At 59.0% G+C, this 19,097-nt stretch carries 18 protein-coding genes; 12 read left to right on the top strand and 6 right to left on the bottom strand.

The features are described from left to right. Positions 1-110 precede the first annotated feature (110 nt). Complete coding sequence (gene dauA / locus BM036_RS07355; protein WP_091850025.1) at positions 111-1,862, top strand: C4-dicarboxylic acid transporter DauA; 1,752 nt, start codon at positions 111-113, stop codon at positions 1,860-1,862. Between the two features lie 3 nt (positions 1,863-1,865). Here dauA and moaA read toward each other — a convergent pair whose 3' ends face one another. Continuing rightward, complete coding sequence (moaA, locus tag BM036_RS07350) at positions 1,866-2,858, bottom strand: GTP 3',8-cyclase MoaA (protein ID WP_091850023.1); 993 nt, start codon at positions 2,856-2,858, stop codon at positions 1,866-1,868. A 267-nt stretch (positions 2,859-3,125) separates the two neighbouring features. On the opposite strand from moaA, the gene BM036_RS07345 reads away from it, so the two are divergent. The 3 genes from BM036_RS07345 (at position 3,126) to BM036_RS07335 (ending at position 4,349) form a co-directional block, all read left to right on the top strand. Then, complete coding sequence (locus BM036_RS07345) at positions 3,126-3,359, top strand: hypothetical protein (RefSeq protein ID WP_245742519.1); 234 nt, start codon at positions 3,126-3,128, stop codon at positions 3,357-3,359. 115 nt (positions 3,360-3,474) lie between these two features. Then, positions 3,475-3,864 (top strand): YbaN family protein, encoded by a 390-nt coding sequence (locus BM036_RS07340; RefSeq protein ID WP_245742517.1) that lies wholly within the window; start codon positions 3,475-3,477, stop codon positions 3,862-3,864. Between the two features lie 47 nt (positions 3,865-3,911). Continuing rightward, positions 3,912-4,349: an RrF2 family transcriptional regulator gene (locus BM036_RS07335; RefSeq protein WP_091850021.1), complete on the top strand. Its 438-nt coding sequence runs from the start codon at positions 3,912-3,914 to the stop codon at positions 4,347-4,349. Positions 4,350-4,416: 67 nt separating this feature from the next. On the opposite strand, the gene BM036_RS07330 is transcribed toward BM036_RS07335, so the two are convergent. Both BM036_RS07330 and BM036_RS07325 read right to left on the bottom strand, forming a co-directional pair. Beyond that, a complete protein-coding gene (locus tag BM036_RS07330) occupies positions 4,417-5,013 on the bottom strand; it encodes an HD domain-containing protein (RefSeq protein WP_091850019.1) in 597 nt (198 codons plus the stop codon). Between the two features lie 115 nt (positions 5,014-5,128). Then, positions 5,129-7,216, bottom strand: a complete 2,088-nt coding sequence (locus tag BM036_RS07325; protein ID WP_091850017.1) for a catalase — start codon at positions 7,214-7,216, stop codon at positions 5,129-5,131. Between the two features lie 707 nt (positions 7,217-7,923). Here BM036_RS07325 and BM036_RS07320 point away from each other — a divergent pair. After that, entirely contained in the window at positions 7,924-8,718 is a 795-nt protein-coding gene (locus BM036_RS07320) for a Crp/Fnr family transcriptional regulator (protein WP_177186020.1), read from the top strand. A gap of 75 nt (positions 8,719-8,793) precedes the next feature. On the opposite strand, the gene BM036_RS07315 is transcribed toward BM036_RS07320, so the two are convergent. Next, positions 8,794-9,348, bottom strand: a complete 555-nt coding sequence (locus tag BM036_RS07315) for a porin family protein (RefSeq protein ID WP_091850013.1) — start codon at positions 9,346-9,348, stop codon at positions 8,794-8,796. 239 nt (positions 9,349-9,587) lie between these two features. On the opposite strand from BM036_RS07315, the gene BM036_RS07310 reads away from it, so the two are divergent. The 3 genes from BM036_RS07310 (at position 9,588) to BM036_RS07300 (ending at position 12,361) form a co-directional block, all read left to right on the top strand. Then, positions 9,588-10,940, top strand: a complete 1,353-nt coding sequence (locus BM036_RS07310; RefSeq protein WP_091850011.1) for a TrpB-like pyridoxal phosphate-dependent enzyme — start codon at positions 9,588-9,590, stop codon at positions 10,938-10,940. A gap of 316 nt (positions 10,941-11,256) precedes the next feature. Then, on the top strand, positions 11,257-11,637 hold the full coding sequence (locus tag BM036_RS07305) for a CidA/LrgA family protein (protein WP_091850009.1): 381 nt from the start codon (positions 11,257-11,259) through the stop codon (positions 11,635-11,637). Continuing rightward, a complete protein-coding gene (locus BM036_RS07300) occupies positions 11,630-12,361 on the top strand; it encodes an LrgB family protein (protein ID WP_091850007.1) in 732 nt (243 codons plus the stop codon). The genes BM036_RS07305 and BM036_RS07300 overlap by 8 nt, the downstream gene beginning before the upstream one ends. Before the next feature lie 15 nt (positions 12,362-12,376). Here BM036_RS07300 and BM036_RS07295 read toward each other — a convergent pair whose 3' ends face one another. Further along, positions 12,377-14,332, bottom strand: a complete 1,956-nt coding sequence (locus BM036_RS07295) for an alkaline phosphatase D family protein (RefSeq protein WP_245742516.1) — start codon at positions 14,330-14,332, stop codon at positions 12,377-12,379. A gap of 241 nt (positions 14,333-14,573) precedes the next feature. On the opposite strand from BM036_RS07295, the gene BM036_RS07290 reads away from it, so the two are divergent. Further along, positions 14,574-16,067 carry a sensor domain-containing protein gene (locus BM036_RS07290; RefSeq protein ID WP_091850003.1) on the top strand — a complete coding sequence of 498 codons (1,494 nt, stop codon included), beginning with the start codon at positions 14,574-14,576 and terminating at the stop codon, positions 16,065-16,067. Positions 16,068-16,093: 26 nt separating this feature from the next. On the opposite strand, the gene BM036_RS07285 is transcribed toward BM036_RS07290, so the two are convergent. Next, positions 16,094-16,561 (bottom strand): hypothetical protein, encoded by a 468-nt coding sequence (locus BM036_RS07285; protein WP_091850001.1) that lies wholly within the window; start codon positions 16,559-16,561, stop codon positions 16,094-16,096. Between the two features lie 150 nt (positions 16,562-16,711). Between BM036_RS07285 and BM036_RS07280 the strand changes: the two genes are divergently transcribed. From BM036_RS07280 to BM036_RS07270, 3 genes are read left to right on the top strand one after another with little or no spacing between them, the layout of a single operon-like run. Next, a complete protein-coding gene (locus tag BM036_RS07280) occupies positions 16,712-17,083 on the top strand; it encodes a PepSY domain-containing protein (protein WP_091850195.1) in 372 nt (123 codons plus the stop codon). Continuing rightward, entirely contained in the window at positions 17,080-17,748 is a 669-nt protein-coding gene (locus tag BM036_RS07275) for a response regulator (protein ID WP_091849999.1), read from the top strand. Before BM036_RS07280 ends, BM036_RS07275 begins: the two co-directional genes overlap by 4 nt. Beyond that, positions 17,748-19,088 (top strand): sensor histidine kinase, encoded by a 1,341-nt coding sequence (locus BM036_RS07270; protein ID WP_091849997.1) that lies wholly within the window; start codon positions 17,748-17,750, stop codon positions 19,086-19,088. Before BM036_RS07275 ends, BM036_RS07270 begins: the two co-directional genes overlap by 1 nt. Positions 19,089-19,097 lie beyond the last annotated feature (9 nt).

The raw sequence follows: 19,097 nt of genomic DNA, 5'->3' as shown, positions 1-19,097 counted from the left end.
TTTGCGAACCATAATAACCACATGTTAATGTGATTAACATAGTTTGCTTTCGAATTACCGGGTGTCCGGCTCGCTTATGCCGGGTGCCTGCTTCCGACAGAGGGGTTGCCATGGCGCGTCAACGGTTTCCGGTCAGTCTTCCCGGTATTGCCACCGGGCTTCGTGGGGCCCTGCGGGAGGGCTACGGGGCTGCAGAGTTGCGACAGGATGTGATGGCCGGGATGACGGTGGGGACGGTCGCCGTGCCCCTGTCGATGGCACTGGCCATCGCCACCGGGGTGCCGCCCCAGCATGGTTTGTATACCGCCATTGTTGCCGGTGCCATCATTGCACTGACCGGGGGCGCCCGGTTTAACGTGTCCGGTCCGACGGCTGCCTTTGTCGTTATCCTCTTTCCCATTGTCCAGCAATTCGGTCTGGGCGGTTTGCTGATTGCCACCATGATGGCGGGGCTGCTTCTGGTGGCGTTGGGCATGGCGCGTATGGGGCGATTGATCCAGTTCGTGCCCTATCCCGTGGTGCTTGGCTTTACCGCCGGCATTGCCGTGGTGATTGCCATGCTGCAGGTGCCGGATTTCCTTGGTCTGACGACCGGGCCCATGGGGGAGCATTTCACCGAGAACATCGGGATTATCCTGTCGTCCTTTCCGACACTGGAACCGTTTGAGTTCGGTATCGGTGTGTTCACCCTGGCCCTTATGCTGCTTTGGCCCAAACTGGGTATACCGGTGCCAGCGCCCCTGGTAGGCCTTGTTGCCGGCGGATTGGCAGCATGGGGTGTTAACACCATGTTCGGAAGCGACGGTGCCCAGGCCGTGGAGACCATTGCTTCCCGCTTTACCTGGGAGGCCGGTGGCGAATCCGGCCAGGGCATTCCTCCGGTGTTGCCCACGTTTATGGCGCCGTGGCAGTTGCCCGGGCCGGATGGGCAGCCGCTTGTGCTGAATTTTGACCTGTTCCGGTCGCTGATGGGCCCGGCGTTTGCGATTGCCATGCTCGGCGCTATTGAGTCGCTGCTGTGTGCCGTGGTGGCGGACGGGCTGACCCGCACCCGTCATGACCCGGATGCCGAACTGATTGGCCAGGGGCTGGGCAATATTGCCGCGCCCCTGTTTGGTGGTATCACCGCGACCGCGGCGCTGGCCCGTACCGCGACGAGCATTCGCAGCGGGGCGCGGTCGCCGGTGGCCGCACTGGTGCACGCCGTTATAGTACTGCTATCGGTGGTAGTGCTGGCGAGAGTGCTTGGCCTGGTGCCCATGGCGGCATTGGCGGCGTTGCTGTTCATTGTCGCCTGGAATATGAGTGAGGCGAGGCACTTCGTCCATACCCTGCGGTCGGCGCCTGCAGAAGATGTGGTTATCCTGGTGACCTGCTTCGGCCTGACCGTGCTGTTTGACATGGTTCTGGCGGTGGCCGTAGGCGTCGGGCTGGCGGCGGCCCTGTTCATCCGGCGGATGGCCTTGCTCACCCATACGGAGCCCGCCCTGGCTGATCACCATCCCTCATTGAACGGATTGCCGGCATCGGTGGTGGTCTATGACATCAACGGACCCCTGTTTTTCGGGGTCGCGGAGACCGCACTGCGTTCACTGCACGTTGTAGATAAACACGTTCGCACGGTGATCCTGGATATGCACGATGTGCCCAGCATGGATGGCACTGCCCTTGTGGCCATGCGTTCATTGATGGAAGAGATGCAGCGGGAGGGCGTCAGCCTGATTCTCGCCGGACTGCCAGCAAGGATTGTCGTGAAGTTGAGACGAGCCGGGGTGCGCAAGCAGGCCGGGGTGCTGACCTATGTCCGCACGCTGGATGATGCCCGGGCCGTGGCGTTGCGCTGGGAAGACGGGGCGACCTGAATATCAGCCGCCGGTCATGTTCATGAAGCGCAGGATCTGGACATCACCGTTGAGGTCGAAGTGGTGCTTCTCGGGCTTCAGGTCCATGGCATCGATGATGGTTTGCTGGAGCTTGTCGTCGCTGACCGGGTTACCGCGCAGGACGCGGCGCAGGTCGACGGAGTGCTCGTTACCCAGGCACAACAGCAACCGTCCCTCTACGGTAACGCGAACCCGGTTGCAGGTGGCGCAAAAGTTGTGGGAGTGGGGTGAAATAAAACCAACCCGCGTCTTGCTGCCAGGCATGCGGTAATAGCGTGCCGGGCCACCGGAGTCTTCCGTGGCTGGCACCAGGTCATGGTGCCGGCGAATTATGTCCCGGACTTCATCACTGCTGCAGAAGGCCTCGCCCCGGTCGTGCTCGGTGATCTGGCCAAGGGGCATTTCCTCGATAAAGGTAATATCGACACCCTTGCGACGTGCGAAGTCGACCAGCGCCGGTACCTCTTCATCGTTACGGCCCTTGAGTACGACCGTGTTGAGCTTGATGCCCCGGAAGCCTGCCTCACGAGCGGCGTCGATGCCATCCAGTACCTGTGAAAGACGCCCCGTACGGGTTATGCGGCGGAACTTGTCCTCGTCCAGGGAATCCAGGCTGATATTGAGGCGGTGCAATCCGGCGTGGCGCAGATCCTCTGCCATGGTTGGCAAATGGCTGCCATTGGTCGTCATGGCAAAGTCCCGCAGGCCGTAACGGCCGATTTCCCTCACCAGTTCGAGAATATCCTTGCGGACCAGTGGCTCCCCACCGGTAAGGCGGATCTTCTCAGTGCCCAGCTCCGTGAAGGTACGGGCGACCCGTGCGATCTCTTCCAGGGTCAGCACCTGCTGGCGTGGCAGGAAGGTCATGTCCTCTGCCATGCAGTACACACAGCGGAAATCACACCGGTCAGTGACAGACAGACGCACGTAATTGACGGTGCGGCCAAAGCGGTCAGTCAACCTGGATTCGGGCATGTCTGCTTTCCTGTCCTGTGGTAACTCGAGGTGTATCAACAAGCTTAGACCAAGTATGGCAAACCTGGGACGCGAATCCGATACCCCCGCAGGAGTATTACCTTGCCCGAAGTATCCGTCCGTCGTTAGCGCAGCTCCCCTGGGCGACTGGTCAGTTATCGCTCTGGATAAGAGCCAGATCCGCAATAAGATGCATAACACTTGCATCTTAACAATGCTTGCGCTTTAATACATGTATTGCATGTGAATGTTATAAGAGGGGGCAGCATGGCAGACAGTCAATTTATGGAGCGTCTTCTGAAGTTCGCGAACGGGGCATTGTTGGCCAGTGTAATGGCGGTGATTGCTACCGTTGTGCTTGCATACCCACTGGCCGGGAGCCTGCCAATGCCGGCTCAGGTCGGCGCCCATATTGGTACGCTGATTTTTGCGACCACGCTGAAGCTTTCCTATGTCACGCGGCTGGTATCCCTTTATTCCCTGGGCAGACCTGTCCATTGAATTAGGGTAAAGTGGTTGTTTTTGCGACTGAATGTCGCAGGCGGACCCCGCTCGTGGCAGGCATCATTGCGGAACCTGGCCTTGGTGATGCTGTCTTTTCAGGGGTAACAGTCTGATGCCTGTTGAGCAGGGGGCGGAGATAACCAATATGGGCAAAACCGGTTACCGGTTGCTTGCGTATATTAGTCTGGGGCTGGGCGTCGCAGGCATTGTCTTGCCACTGCTGCCGACAACGCCCTTTGTGTTACTGGCCGCCTGGAGCGCGAGTCGTGGGTCGCCGGCATTCGAAAGCTGGCTCCATGGCCATCGCCGGTTTGGGCCGCTGATACGCGACTGGCGTGAAAGACAGGCCGTGCCACTTTCTGCAAAGTGGCTGGCAGCATCCCTGCTGGCAACCAGTTGGGGGTTCATATGGTGGTGGCAGGCACAACCACTGGTGCTGGCTATTACTGGTGTATTTTTTTCGGGCCTGGTGATCTTTCTGTTCACCAGGCCGACAGCATGACGTGTCAGGGGGTTGTCCCCTGAAAAACGAGGGTTCAGGAGTCCCAGATGCACATTACCCGTTACACCGATTACTCGTTGCGAGTGCTGATCTACCTGTCCATGCGGCGGGATCGGCTCTCCACGATCCAGGAGATTGCCGACAGCTATCAGATTTCCAAGAACCACCTGATGAAGGTGGTACATCAGCTCAACAAGAAAGGCTACATCGAAACCGTGCGAGGCAAGAGCGGTGGTATGAGGCTGCATCGTGAGCCCAGCACCATCAATATTGGCGTACTGGTAAGGGAAACCGAGCAGGACCTGGACCTGGTGGAGTGTTTTTCATCGGAAGGACACTGCGTCATTTCCCCGGTTTGCGGGCTCAAGGGAGCCTTTGCCCACGCCCTGAAGGCGTTCCTGGAAGCCCTGGACGAGTACACGCTTGAGGATGTCTTGCCCGACCGACATCGGCCCCAGTTGTTACGATTGCTTCAGATCGCCTGAACACGGATCCTGAACCAGAAAGGCCCGGCCAGTTTCCCTGACCGGGCCTTTTTATTCCCGTTCGGGTCTACTCGGACACGGCCTTGTACAGTGACCGCTTGGGCTTGGCCATAACGCGGCGCACCATGGGCTCAAAGAATTCCAGCGGCAGGGTTTCACCATCCGGGTTAAATGCCGGGGAGTCGTACTTGCTGACAAACTCCAGGGTGCGTTCGTAGTAAGGGTGGTCCCGGTACTGCTCGCGCAGGTTGCGGTCCATGCCCAGGTGATGGAAGAAGTAGTAGCCCTGGAAGATGGCGTGGTGCTTCACCATCCAGTGATTTTCCTCGGACACAAAGGGTTCGACGATTGCGGCTGCGATATCAGCGTGGTTGAAGGTGCCCAGGGTGTCACCAATGTCGTGGAGCAGGGCGCAAACCACGTACTCCTCGTCCTTGCTATCCCGGTGGGCCAGGGTGGCCGTTTGCAAGCAGTGGGTAAGGCGGTCCACCTTGAAGCCACCGAAGTCACCGCCCAGTAGTTTCAGGTGTTCCAGGATGCGGTCAGGATGGCCCTTGGCAAATTCCCGGAAGCAGCCGCCGATAATCTCCCAGTCTTCCTGGGTGCCTTCTTTCATGTCAGAGAAGTTGGCGCGTTCAGGTGCGCCTACCGTCATGTCGTTCATAGGGGGATCCTCATCAGCAGACGTTATTGTGGTTGTTTGAAATCACTATAGCTAACCAGTCGCGCCCGCGACAAGGGAAAAACGCCCCGTCCCGCGTCCGGAACGGGGCATGGCGTCAGAATTGATCGACCTTCTCCTCCCTGGGCCAGTAGCGGACATCGCGACAGGCTTCGATAAACTTGCCGGTGTCGTCCGGGCCGTTGAAGGGGATGCAGCCGTCATCCAGCATCGCCGTGATGCCGATGCTGTCGAACAACTTGCGTGCGGCCGGGGTGTAGCCAATGAACTTGCAGTGGGCAAAGGCATCGTCGACGAAGTCCCGGGCGGTGGCGTCCCTGGCCAGGTCGTCTACGCCATCGTCGGATGGAAGCAGGGCAACGGCGTCGAAGATGACCGACGGGCCGCCGTCCACCTTCTCATCCGCAGCCAGCGGGTTGCCGTCACTGTCTTTTACACCGCCGATGGTGGGGGCCACCACCGCCAGCCGCGCGCCTTCCCCCTCCAGGGTTTCCCTGAGCTTTTTGAAGATGGCGGCGTCGACGCCCTCGCTCACCAGAACACCCACCTTGCGACCCTTGAACGATTTGGGACCGTTCAGGAGGATGCTGAGTGCCGGCGACTCCGGCAGGTCGGTGCGGGGTGTCATGGCCGCTTCTGCCGCATCTGGCATGTCCTTCAGGCCCAGGCCTTCTGCTACATCACTGGCCAGGTCCTTGTCCATATTCAGCAGGTGGGACACCATCCGCTCTCGGATATCCAGCCGTTCACATTTGCTCAGCTCGAACACGAAGGCGCTCTTGATGTGTCGCTTCTCAATCTCTGTCTGGCTGATATAGAACTGGCGGGCCTGGCTGTAGTGGTCTGCGAAGGTTTCCGAGCGGACCCGTTCCTTGACGCCTTCCACTGGTGTCGGGTGTGACTGGAACCCGGTTTCCGGGCACTCCCTTGGACCGGCGGCCTCCGGGGCCCAGCTGTTGGGCTCGTAGTTGACCCGCCCGGTGGGGTTTTTCATGGTCATATGCCCGTCCTGAAGCAGGTGGTGGACGGGGCACCGTGGGGCGTTGACCGGAATGTTGGTGAAGTTCGGGCTACCAAGTCGCTTGAGCTGAGTGTCCAGGTAGGAGAAATTGCGTCCTTGCAGCAGGGGATCGTTGGAATGATCAATGCCACGCACAATGTTCTGGGTGCAGAAGGCGACCTGCTCGGTTTCGGCGAAAAAGTTGTCCACTACCCGATTAAGTACCATCTTGCCGATGGGACGTACGGGCACCTGTTCTTCCGGGATGATCTTGGTGGCATCGAGAATATCGAACTCGAACTGGTCGGCAAAGTCGTCATCAAAGACCTGAACGCCCAGTTCCCATTCAGGGTAGTCACCGTTCTGGATGGACTCCCACAGGTCCCGCCGATGGAAGTCCGGGTCCGCGCCGTTGATCTTCAGGGCCTCGTTCCAGACCACGGACTGAAGTCCTTGCAGGGGCTTCCAGTGGAACTTGACGAACTTCGACTCCCCCTGGCTGTTCACAAACCGGAAGCTGTGCACGCCGAAGCCCTCCATAAACCGCAGCGAGCGGGGAATGGCCCGGTCCGACATGGCCCACATCAGCATATGGACACTCTCGGGAGTGAGGGTCACAAAATCCCAGAAGTTATCGTGGGCGGTCTGGGCCTGGGGGAAGCCTCGGTCCGGCTCCTGCTTGGCTGCGTGGACCAGGTCCGGGAATTTCATGGCGTCCTGGATGAAGAACACCGGAATGTTGTTGCCCACCAGGTCCCAGTTGCCTTCCTTGGTGTAGAACTTGGTGGCAAAGCCACGGACGTCCCGGGGCAGGTCGGCCGAACCCTTGTTTCCAGCCACCGTGGAGAAGCGCACGAACACCTCGGTTTGCTCTCCGGCCCGCTGGAAGATATCGGCGCAAGTAATATCTGACAGATCGCCATAGTTCTCGAAATAGCCCTTGGCGCCCATGCCCCGGGCATGTACTACCCGCTCCGGTATGCGTTCGTGGTCAAACTTGAAGAGTTTCTCCCGGAGAATATGGTCCTCCAGCAGAGTGGGACCGCGAGTGCCGCCTTTCAGGGAATTCTGGTTATCGGCAATGGGGGCCCCCTGTGGCGTTGTCATGACCGGGGTGCCCTGTCCTGCCGACTGGTGAGTCTCTCCACCCTTGCCCCGGTTTGTGAAAGTGAATCGCTCTGCCATGGTTTGCTCCTTGTGGTGTCCATTCGCAAGTGCTGGTTACCGGGTCAGCGTCGGACAACGCGGGCGCCGTGGCAAATGGCTTCATTAACGCAGTGTGAGGAACGTTCAGATGGTTACGGAAGGAAAAAGTGATCCACGACGGCCGCTCATAACATGAGTTAATAACGGCGAATTCGGGCAGCGTTTAACTGTATTGAGTTGCGATAGAAGTGATGAGGAAACTGGTTATCCTGAGGCAAAACAGCCTCCGTACACTTGGGCCGACCTTAATTAATCTTCATGTAAAATTATGGTTATTCGACTTCGAAGGACACGTCCCGTCGTACGTCAGGACGTTACCGGTGCCGCATCAGGCAGCGGTGGTTGCAAGAGTATAAACAAGGGGGATGACTGGATTGGTTGAACGTTCCTGGCGCTGCTTTCTGTTCGCGGTGACGGCCACCCAAAAAAATATCAAATAAATAAATGATTCTGGAATAATATCCGATAAGGGGCGGTCTCGCATTAACATATATTGTGCCGCATTTGGCGGCATAAAATTATCGTTGATAATTGTTTTTAATACGCTAACGTTGGTCCTATGGGCATCACTGGTGGGATGCTGTTTTTAATCTGCTTTCATTGGTTATCCACTAACCCGCTGTATGAAATAGGGTTTCATTTTGTCCGGAGGGGCGCCTGGTATGTCGCCCGCGTGGAATCACTGTGTGCCTGAAAAAAAGATCGAGGTCGTTATGGGTTGGAGAATTCCTGAAGCCCTGAAGGAAAGAAGTGGACAGGCCGATGCCGGTAAATCCGTTGACCCTTTCAGTATCTGTAATATGTGTTCTATTTCAGTCAGTGTCTTCAAATCGGAAAACCTGTACGCGGAAGGGGACGCAGCCGGTCATGTCTTTGTGGTAAAGAGCGGCTTGTGTTTTTCATTCCGCTATGATGAAGACGGTCGCAGGCAGATTATTGACCTGGCCTTTCCGGGGGACTTTGCAGGGCTGGAAGCTCTCACCCAGCGTCGCTTCGTCAGTAGTGTTTCGGCACTGACCCAGGCGGAACTGGTTGCCTATCCCGTCGATGATTTTACCCGTCAGTGCTATGCCGAGCCGGCACTCTCCCGGGCACTGGTTGAATGCATTGCCAAAGAGCACGCGATTCTCACCAAGAGGTTGATGGGGGTAGCCCATAGTCCGGCGAGCCAGCGCATCGCGCATTTTCTGCTCGAAGTACGAAGCCGGGCCCTGGCATCCAGCAAGCTGCATCCGGTCAGTGAGAGTGCCAGGAACCGAGCGCTGATCACCGCCAATGGAGACTTTAACCTGAAGCTGCCCCAGGCGATCATTGCTGATACCCTTGGGCTCAGTATCGTCCATGTCAGCCGCACCCTGAGCAAGCTCAAGGAAGACGGGCTCATTGAGGATTCGTCGGCGGGATTGCGTTATCGCAACCTGGACGGGCTGAAAGAGCTGGCGCTCTGGGAGGGAGTCTCACCCTGGCTTGAGGCGGGTTAATGATTTGCGGGGGCAATTGTTCCGAAGGTACAGATTCCCGGACCCCGGAAGTTGGGGCCCGGGAACAAATGGATATCAGAATTCGAAGGTTGCCCCACCCAGAATGCCAGGCTCACCGTCATAGACGTCCAGCTCGGCGAACAGCTTGAAGTCAGGCTCGATAGCGTAGCGGGCAGTGCCCGTGAAGCCCACATAGTCCAGGTCGCCACTCACCACCCTGCCGCCAATGCCAAGTTCCAGATCGTTGTTGAGCTGGTGACGCAGGCCGGCACGGAGGCCAAGGCCGGTGTCATCCACCTCACCACCCCGGTCCCAGTCATACTCCTGGTATTCCATGGTCAGGCCGCCCCAGATATCGGTGCGGGCATCCAGTCCATGGCGATAGCCGGCGCCAGCGTGCAGGGCTGTCAGGTCGACGTCATCGGTCAGGTATTTGAAACCGCCGAAGGCAAAGATGTTTTCGTTCAGAGCTACGGAGCCCCGGGTATCCAGCCCGATGAAATCCTGGGATTCGAAGTCCGGGTAGAAGGCAAGGCCACCTTCCAGGTAGTTGTAGCTCAGGTTCTCTGCCATGGAAGCGGCAGGGAAAAGGGCAACGGCGGCTGCCAGCCCGCGAAGTCCGTTTTTCATAAGACACACCCTTACGGTTTGTTGTGCGTTGGTAGTCTGCGGGAAGTTCCCGGTTTCCTTAAGGAAACTGACGCCAAGGTTAACAGAGCTGGAAATGGCCGATATCGAACATTTGGTAATGAATCAGCGTCGGCAGTCCTTTGTGGCCAGTGCCGGATATTGCTGTGGAGCACTTCCGGCGGCCATCCGATATGGTAATGTGGGCATCTCTGCAATCGCGTTGTAAGGAACCCGAACCAATGACAACAAAATACATCCTTGACGAAACCCGCATGCCGAAAGCCTGGTACAACATCCAGGCAGACTTCCCCGAGCCTATGGCCCCGGTACTCCACCCGGCTACCAAAGAGCCTGTTGGCCCTGCAGACCTGGAACCACTGTTTGCCAGGGCGCTGATCGAGCAGGAAGTAAGCACCGAGCGGGAAATCGAGATTCCCGAGCCGGTACGTGAGGTTTACCGACTGTGGCGTCCGGCGCCCCTGTACCGGGCCCACGGCCTGGAAAAGGCGCTGGGTACGACGGCGAAGATCTTCTACAAGTACGAGGGCGTCAGCCCGGCAGGTAGCCACAAGCCCAACACGGCGATCCCCCAGGCGTTCTATAACAAGCAGGAAGGGATCAACCGGCTGACCACCGAAACCGGTGCCGGCCAGTGGGGCACCTCACTGGCCTTTGCCGGCTCCCTGTTTGATATGGACGTCAACGTTTTTCAGGTGCGGGTTTCCTACGACCAGAAGCCCTACCGCAGGGCGGTGATGGAAACCTATGGCGCCAAATGCGTTGCGTCGCCTTCCAACCTGACTGAATTCGGGCGCAAGGTCCTGGCGGAAAATCCGGACCATACCGGCAGCCTGGGCATTGCGATTTCAGAAGCCGTTGAGCTGGCGGTCCAGGACCCGAACACCAAGTATGCCCTGGGCTCGGTGTTGAACCATGTACTGGTTCACCAGTCTATTATCGGCCTGGAGGCCATGGAACAGATGGAAATGGCAGACGCCTGGCCGGACGTCATCGTAGGTTGTACCGGTGGCGGCTCGAACTTCGCTGGTATCGCCTTCCCCTTCATGGGCCATGCCCTGCGTGGCGGGGAAAGCCCACGTATTGTGGCGGTGGAACCGTCCGCCTGTCCGACCCTGACCCGGGGCAAGTTCGCCTATGATTACGGCGACACCGCCCATATGACTCCGCTGACCAAGATGCATACGCTCGGCTCCCAGTTTACGCCTCCGGGCTTCCATGCCGGCGGCCTGCGGTATCACGGCATGGCACCGATGGTTTCCCATGCCAAGGAGTTGGGGCTGTTCGAGGCCACGGCCTACACCCAGCGCGAGTGTTTTGAGGCGGGTGTGATGTTCGCCCGGGCGGAGGGCATTGTGCCGGCACCGGAAGCCAACCACGCCGTAAAGGGCGCCATTGAGGAAGCCCTGCGTTGCAAGCGGGAAGGCACCTCAGAGGTGATCCTGTTCAACCTTTGTGGTCACGGCCACTTTGATATGGCGGCCTATACCGCTTACTTCGCCGGTGAGCTGGGTGACTACGAATATGACGATGCCGAGCTGGGTATGGCCCTGTCGGGGCTGCCGTCAGTGTAAGGTCGCCAGCGAGGCTCGCTGTTATTGAGGAAAACAAGAACCCGCCAGCTGAACTGTCCAATGATTGTGAGCAGTTCGGTTGGCGGGTTTTTATGTTTCACGGGACTTGTTCAGAACGTATAGGACAGTCTTGCCTCAGCTTATCGTAAGTGGCTGGTCCAGGAGACTTTGGAAGAAGCGCAGCGCCCGTTCAATGCTTGTCTGGGCCTGGGTGGCGTCCGGTATCATGGCGGTTACTGCCAGTCGGGTCTGGATGACGAGGCAACTTGCAAACGATGATTTCGAAAATACTTCTCATTTCTAACAGGGTGCCGGTATGAGTTTCCTGGTGGGCGTAACCCTGTTACTGGTGCTGCAGCTGATCGGCGAGGTGACCGTAAGGTTGCTGGCCTGGCCTGTACCCGGGCCCGTGTTGGGCATGATCCTGCTGTTCGTTTTCCTGCTGGCTCGTAAAGGCGTTTCGGAATCCCTGGCTACGGCCAGTTCCGGGCTGCTGGCCCATCTATCCCTTCTGTTCGTGCCGGCCGGGGTGGGCGTGATGGTGCATGGTGACCGGCTGATGGCAGAATGGCTGCCGGTTGTGGCTGTGCTGCTGGTCACCACGGTGCTGACCATGCTGGTAACAGCAGCCGTGATGATGCTGGCCACCCGCTGGCTGGTGCCAGGTTACCGGACGGAGGAAAAGGACCATGAATGAGCCGGACCTGGCGGATATCTGGGTTTACCTGGCTGCCTCGCCATTGCTTGGGCTCACCATGACCCTGCTGGCTTACCTTGCAGCTTTCCGGATTTATCAGCGAGCTGGTGGTTCGCCCCTGCTGAACCCGGTACTCGTTGCCATGGCATTGATTATCCTGGTTCTGCTGGTCAGTGGCATCCCGTACCAGGATTACTTCGAAGGTGCCCAGTTCGTCCATTTCCTGCTGGGGCCGGCGACGGTGGCGCTGGCGGTCCCACTCTACGAGCAGCTCTCCCGCCTCCGCCAGCTCTGGTTGCCGGTCAGCCTGGCCATTGTCTCCGGTGTTGTCTTCGCGGCGGTCAGTTCCATCCTGCTGGCAAGGGTATTGGGCGCTACCAGCCAGACCCAGCTGTCGCTGGCGCCAAAATCGGCTACCGCACCTGTGGCTATGGGTATCTCTGATGCCATCGGCGGACTGCCGTCCCTGACGGCCGTCCTGGTGGTGGTTACCGGGATTGTGGGCGCTGTGTTGGGGACGCGCCTGTTTCAATGGTTCGGCATTCGGGACGACAGCGTGAAGGGTATTGCCATGGGCGTGGCGGCCCATGGCATTGGTACAGCCCGGGCATTCCAGGTGAGCAAGCAGATGGGCGCGTTCTCGGGACTGGCCATGGCTCTGTCCGCTTTCGCCACTGCCATGCTGGTTCCCTGGATCGTAGACTGGATAGAGGGCGTCTTGTAACAGGCCGGGCGCGGGTCAGACCCGGGTTCGGGCCGCCTCGAAGCGGGTTTCACCGGTGTCAGCATTGAGCTGCCGGATTTCCCTGGGGGCGCCCTCACTGTCCAGCCTTACCTCGCCAATACCCGACCGGTTCCAGAGCCTTTCTCCGTGGCTGCGCCCCGAAGGCAGCCGGGGGTAGATTCGCATTCGACGGCGCTTGGTAAACCAGTTCAGCGGTGACCGGGCGGCATACAGCCAGCGGTTCAGCCGGTCGAGCCAGTCCAGCAGGCGGTCGGGGAATTCATTGCGTATCCCGGAGCTGGTGATTTGCCAGATGCGGGGCGTCTCAGGATGGTGGCGCAGGCGGATATCATAGGCAAAGGAATAGTGCACGTCCCCGGAAAGGATAACGAAATTGTCGGGGGTGCCGCTGTAGCGAAAGATATTGAGCAGGACATTGGCCGCTCCCCGGTGGGCCATCCAGTTCTCGGCGTCGACCGTCAGGGGTCTGCCAAACCAGGTGAACACCTTCTGGATAACCTCGATCAGCTTGACCCCGAACATCGGCGCGGGTGAGACCACAATCACGGAATGCTGGTCCAGCAATTCGTGCTGGAAATCCGTGAGAGCTTCCCAGTCCATCAACCCGGATGGGCGGGAGCGAGTGATTTCACTGCGCCAGCGACGGGTCCGGGTGTCCAGTACCACTATCTTCGGAACGGTGGACAGGGTGTAGTGCCAGTTATTGAACGCCAGTAACTCTGTAATCAGCTGGTCCTGGGGCTGACGATTGAGTACGCCATCTCCACGGCGCTCAACGTCCAGCACCGGATGCAGCTTGCGGATCAGCGGCTCTACCCGCTCCGGGGCGTTGCCCCACCCCTGGCAGACCAGGTAGGCCATCAGGGCATTGCCGATGATCCGCCGGGAAAAGGGGTGTTCGTAGGCTGTACTCTCCCACAGGGCGGAGAGGTTCCAGTCGTCGGTAATATCGTGGTCGTCGAAGATCATGTACACAGGTACGCTTGCCAGCGCCCTGGCCGCCGATTCCAGGCCGTCACGGAAGTGCCGGATGTGCTCTGCTTCCTGCTGGTAACGGTGCTGCAGGGAATCATCGAGCTGCGGACCATCGTCTGTGACCCAGCGCCATGGAACAGGGGACCAGACCAGCAGGTACATGGCGATGACTTCCGCAAAGGAGATCAGGTGGTTGCCCGCGCTGGCGGTGGTAAAGACCGGCTTGCGAACCCCGCCGAAGAACTTTTCCACGAGGGCTTCGCTGGAGTGGGACTGGGGAAGTAGCTCATCCCGCCGGTAAAAGCTCTTTTGATGGGAAAAGAGCTGCTCGCTGTGGTTTACGTCAGCACCTTCAATTTCCTCCTGGAACAGGCCCAACGTGCGGATGACGCACTGAATCGCATGCAGCATCGGGCCGGCCACGTCATCCGCATACACCTGGTCACCGGACAGCATCAGCAGGGCGGGGTAGCCGCTGGCGTCTTGGGCGCTGGCAAGTTCCCGGTCAACCCGGCACAGTCCGTCCGCTGCGGGGTGGTGCGGGCGCCGGCAGGAGCCATGCAGCAAACGGTCGATGGTCGTCTTGAGGACAAAGCGGGGCGCCGGCTGGCCAGGCTGGCACAGGTGGGGCGCCCACTGGCGGGTGAACTGCCAGGGTGTATCTGTGCCGTTCCTGTCTCGCACACCAAGGTCATAGTGCAGGAAGCAGGCTTCAGGTAATGGCTCGCTCAGGATGATCTCGAGAAGCCATAGGGTCGCGTGGGCGCCAATGGGAATCTCGGTGATTTCCTTCGCCATGACAGCACGATCTGTCAGGCAGTGTTGTTTTGCGTCGGTGACCCGCAGCCTGAAGGTCAGGTCCGGCTTTGCGGCGAGCCACAGACACAATCGTCGGGGTTCTGCCCGGCGCAGGATGGGGCCGGCGTAGACCGGAACCTGTTCGTGCAGGTCGAAACCTCGAGCTTGTTCCGCCAAGATGTGTGGTTTCCTTTATTTGGTCAGGATGATCGACTGTTGAGTGTCCCTGCGGCGAGCGCGGACTGCAAGGGCAAAGACAGTGACAGTCGTTCAGGGAGATCAGTCGACAATTTGTCGTGAAGACTGTGAAAAGCTGTCAAAAATAAACCTCAGCGTTTTACTCAGGAAATAAACAGGCTAATCTTTCCTGATGGGCAATGACTAACATTACAAGAATGCCCTGAGTGGGGAGGCGCGGATGGCTGAAGACAGTTTTGGTGAGGCTCTGCTGAGTAATCTGCAGGAGTTTCTGGACTCCTCGCCGGATTGTTTGCTGGTCAGCGACTTCAATACCCATCGTTACCTGTACGTTAACGAAACCACCTGCACGATGACCGGTTATAGTCGCCATGAGCTGCTGGAGATGGAAGCGTCTGCGCTGACCCTTCAGGATCGTGACCTTGTCTCCGAGATTTATCAGAAAGCCCGTGATGCAGGCGACGAAGGTTTTACCGATGAGCCCCGGCTTATGGAAAGCAAGGACCGTTCGCGAAGGGGCTGGTGGGAGCCGCATTTCCGCTACACCGTCGTTCAGGGCAGGGAAGTCGTGGTTATTGTGTCCCGGGAAGTCACTCCCCAGGTTCTTGCTGAAAGAGCGGCACTGCGCGCCAAGAGAATCTATGCCGCCTTGAGTGCTACCAACGAAGCGATCATTCGCAGTTCTTCTCCTGATGAACTTTTCCAGGCGGTATGTGACGCCGCGATCGAAAGCGGTGGTATGACCACGGCGGTCGTCCTGATGCCGGAACCCGGCTCTGATCAGCTAATACCGAGGGCCATGGCCGGGTTTGGTAGAGACGTCACACAAAATGTGGTCATCTCTACCGACCCCGGAAGACCTGAAGGGCAGGGGTTAAACGGCAGAGCGTTTCGCAGTGGTCAACCGCAGGTGACGGATGATTTTCTGAAGGATGAGCGCACCCGTTTCTGGCACAGCACGGTGCGAACAAAAACCCGCATGAAGTCAGCGGCTGCTGTTCCGATTCTGAGGAATGGCCGATCTATCGGGACCTTGCACCTGTGTTCCCGTGAACGCAACGCCTTTGACGAAGAAATCATCGGGTTGCTGGTACGAATGGCGGACAACGTATCTTATGCCCTGCAAACGTTCGAGAAGGAAGAGGAACGCCGCCAGGCTGAAGAGCGAGCCCACTACCTGGCAACCCACTGTAGCCTCACAGGCCTCCCCAACCGCAATCTGCTGGCGGATCTCCTTGAGCAGGCCATTGCGTCAGTGGACCGCACAGGACACAAACCGGCGATCATGTTTATCGACCTGGACCACTTCAAGGAAGTGAATGACACCTGGGGACATGACACCGGTGACCGGGTGCTGGAACTGGTGGCCAGCCGGTTACGGAGTGTGTTGCGGGATCACGATGTACTGGCCCGGTTGGGCGGGGACGAATTTGTGGTGCTGGTTCAGAACATTGACCGGCCAGCCCATGCTGTACGTGTCGCGGAAAAGCTGCTGGAAGCGTCAAGTGCGCCGATAAAGGTGGATGGTCACGCGTTCGAGATCACGTTCAGTATCGGCATCAGCCTGTACCCGGATCATGGCTGTCGGCAACAGGATCTGATGAAAGCGGCGGATCTGGCCATGTATGTTGCCAAGGACAAGGGCAAGAATACCTGGGCCATTTCCGGGGATGGCGCCCAGAGCAGGATAAGCTGCGTGGATGAGCCGGCCTGAAACCAGGCCGGCTCAGGGTTTCGGGATCAGTCGTCGTCCCGCTCGACCTTGAACGGACTGAGGCTGCTATTGCGGAACTCCACTTCCAGTTCGCGGCCATTGCTGTCCTCGCCCTCGATTTCAACCCGACCGCCGGAGCGTACTTCCAGCTCTTCGATGTATTGCATACCTTCGCTGCTGGCGGCATCCAGGTAGCTCCGGATATCATCGGCGGAGAGTCCTGAGGCTTGGCCCTGACGTTTACGACGCTTCTCTCGTTCGATAGTGCCGTCAGTGGATAACTCCAGTTCGACGTACCACTCGTTATCAACCCAGCCTTCGACTTCAAACGGGTCATCCCGGTCATCATCGAATTCGAGGTTGGTGAACTGGGTAATGCCATAATCACTGCCAGCGTTCAGGACGGTCTCGGCGTCGTCAAGGGAGCCCTTGGCAAAGGCCAGCGGAGAGGCTGCCAGGGTGCCGGCCAGCGTGAGTGCTATCATCTTTTTCATAGTAAGCTCCTTGTTCGTACACAGGGTGTTTTCATCGGAGGGGCGGGGTGATTTCCGCCAACCTGGGTGCAGATTAAGGGAGGCGGTCTTGCAGGAGCATGATGGTGCCGTTCATGTTGCGTTCATCCGGGCTTTGTCAGAATCATGGTTATGACCCGCTACAGTTTTTATATCATTCGCTCCTTTATCCGGGCATCAGCACGGCTTGTTTTAGCCGCCTTCGTGCTGGCTGTTGTTGCCAGTCCTGTCGCCATTGCAGACGACGATGAAGACTGGCAACGCCTCCATCGGGAGGTTGAGGCTGGCAGGATCAAGCCCCTCGGGGAGATCCTGGAGAGCCTTTCCAGGGACTGGATCGGGGACGTGATCGACGTGGAGATCGAGGATGACGACGGTGCCATCATCTATGAGATCGAACTATTGGGTCCTGATGGACAGGTGGCCGAGTTCGAGATCGACGCCCGTACCGGGGAAGTATTGGAAGTCGAAGGGCGTAACCTCAGGACTATGGAGCGTCGATGAAAATCCTGCTGGTAGAAGATGACAAAGCATTGGCGGAAGGGCTTGCTACCTCGTTACGGGATGCGGGCCTGTTGGTGGAGGTCGCAGCGGATGGCCGTACGGCGGATTTCCAGGTCAGTACCGAGCGCTATGATGCCGTGGTGTTGGACCTGGGGCTGCCGGATGGCAATGGAACCCAGTGGCTTTCGGGCTGGCGGGAGCAGGGTATCGACTTGCCGGTACTTATCCTGACAGCACGGGAGCGCTGGTCTGACAAGGCCGCGGGATTTTCCGCAGGTGCCGACGACTATGTCACCAAGCCCTTTGAAACAGCCGAGATACTGTTCCGGTTGCGTGCCCTTGTTCGTCGGGCCCATGGTCATGCCCACCCGGTCATCCGTGTTGGCGACATTGCCCTGGATACCCATGCCGCCCAGGTTACCCGGTCAGGTATGCCGGTCGCCCTGACCGCCCAGGAGTTCCGGCTTCTGTCGCACCTGATCCATGCCGCGCCACGGGTGGTGAGCCGTACGGAGTTGTCGGAGCATGTCTATGATGGCGACCAGGAGCCGGATTCCAATGTTATCGATGTCCAGGTGAGCCGGCTTCGTCGCAAGCTTGGTAGCAGTACGATTGAAACCATTCGGGGGCAGGGCTACCGCATGGCAGGGGGAGAACCTGCCTGATGCTTCCCGGTGTGAGGCAGTGGCGGGTTGCGACCCGAATGGTGGTATCGGCATTGGTTCTGATGCTCCTGGTGCTGCCCATCGCGGGGGGTGTTCTGGCCTGGAACTTTCGCGAGGCAGTGAATACGTCCTTCAATGACCGGCTTGAATCCCTGTTGGATATTGTCATTGCCGGAACCGTCTATGTTCCCGCATCGGATCGCCTGGCGATGGAGCGGGAGCTTGGTGATGCCCGTTTTACCCGGGTCTATTCCGGCTGGTACTGGCAGGTAAGGGACCAGGATGACCGGGTTACTACCTCCCGCTCCCTTTGGGACCTGCGTCTGCCGGTGCCGCAGGCGGGCGGGCTGTCCTTTCAGGAAACGTCCGGACCGCAGGGGCAGGCGCTAAGAGTCGTCTCCCGGCAGGTACGGCTGGCCAACGCACCCTCTACCGTGCAGGTGTCGGTGGCCGCTGACCTGTCCGGGGTTAACCAGGAGGTCGATCGTTTTGAAGCGCTGCTTGCCGGGTCCCTGGCGACTCTCGGTGTATTGCTGCTGGCAATGGTATGGATGCAGGTCCACTGGGGCCTGAGGCCGCTGCGACGGCTGGAACAGAGCCTGGGGCGGGTAGAGGCAGGCCAGCAACAATTACTGGACACGGACCTGCCAGAAGAGCTCGCGCGGCTGGCACAGGCAATTAACCTGGTTCTTGAGCGGGATCAGCGACTGATCGAGCGGGGGCGGGCAACGGCAGGTAACCTGGCCCATGCCCTGAAAACCCCGGTTTCCGTGTTGCAGACACTGAGCGAGCGCTTGCCCCAGGATCAGCAAGGCGCATTCCAGGCCGAACTGCAACGCCTGAATGAAGCTGTTCGCCACCACCTGGCCAGGGCTTCTGCCGCCGGGCCTGCGGGTCTCGGTGGCGCGGTCAATGTGGAAGAGGCCCTGGAGCCGGTCCTGGCGGCACTCAGGACCCTGGCCTCTCGCCGCGGACTGGCGTTCGAGTCCGTACTGAGCGAGGCCAGGCCGGTAAGAGTCGAGCGGCAGGATCTGCAGGAACTCGCCGGCAACCTGCTGGAAAATGCGATCAACTGGGCCGAAAGCCGGGTGCGACTGAGCGTGGAAGACGCCGGCACCACAGGGTGTCAGTTACAGGTAGAGGATGATGGCCCGGGCATGTCAGAAGAGCAATGCAACCAGGCCCTGGCCCGGGGGGTGCGCCTCGACGAAACCCGCCCGGGTTCGGGCCTCGGCCTGGCAATTGTCGGGGACCTAGTGGCCCTGTATGGGGGCAGTCTGACCCTGGGCCGCTCGCCCCTCGGTGGATTGCGGGTGACGGTTTCCATTCCCGGAGAATGAGGGCCCCTG

The organism is Marinobacter segnicrescens, from assembly GCF_900111555.1.
Taxonomy (GTDB): domain Bacteria; phylum Pseudomonadota; class Gammaproteobacteria; order Pseudomonadales; family Oleiphilaceae; genus Marinobacter; species Marinobacter segnicrescens.
This window is presented reverse-complemented; position numbering and strand designations above follow the sequence as displayed.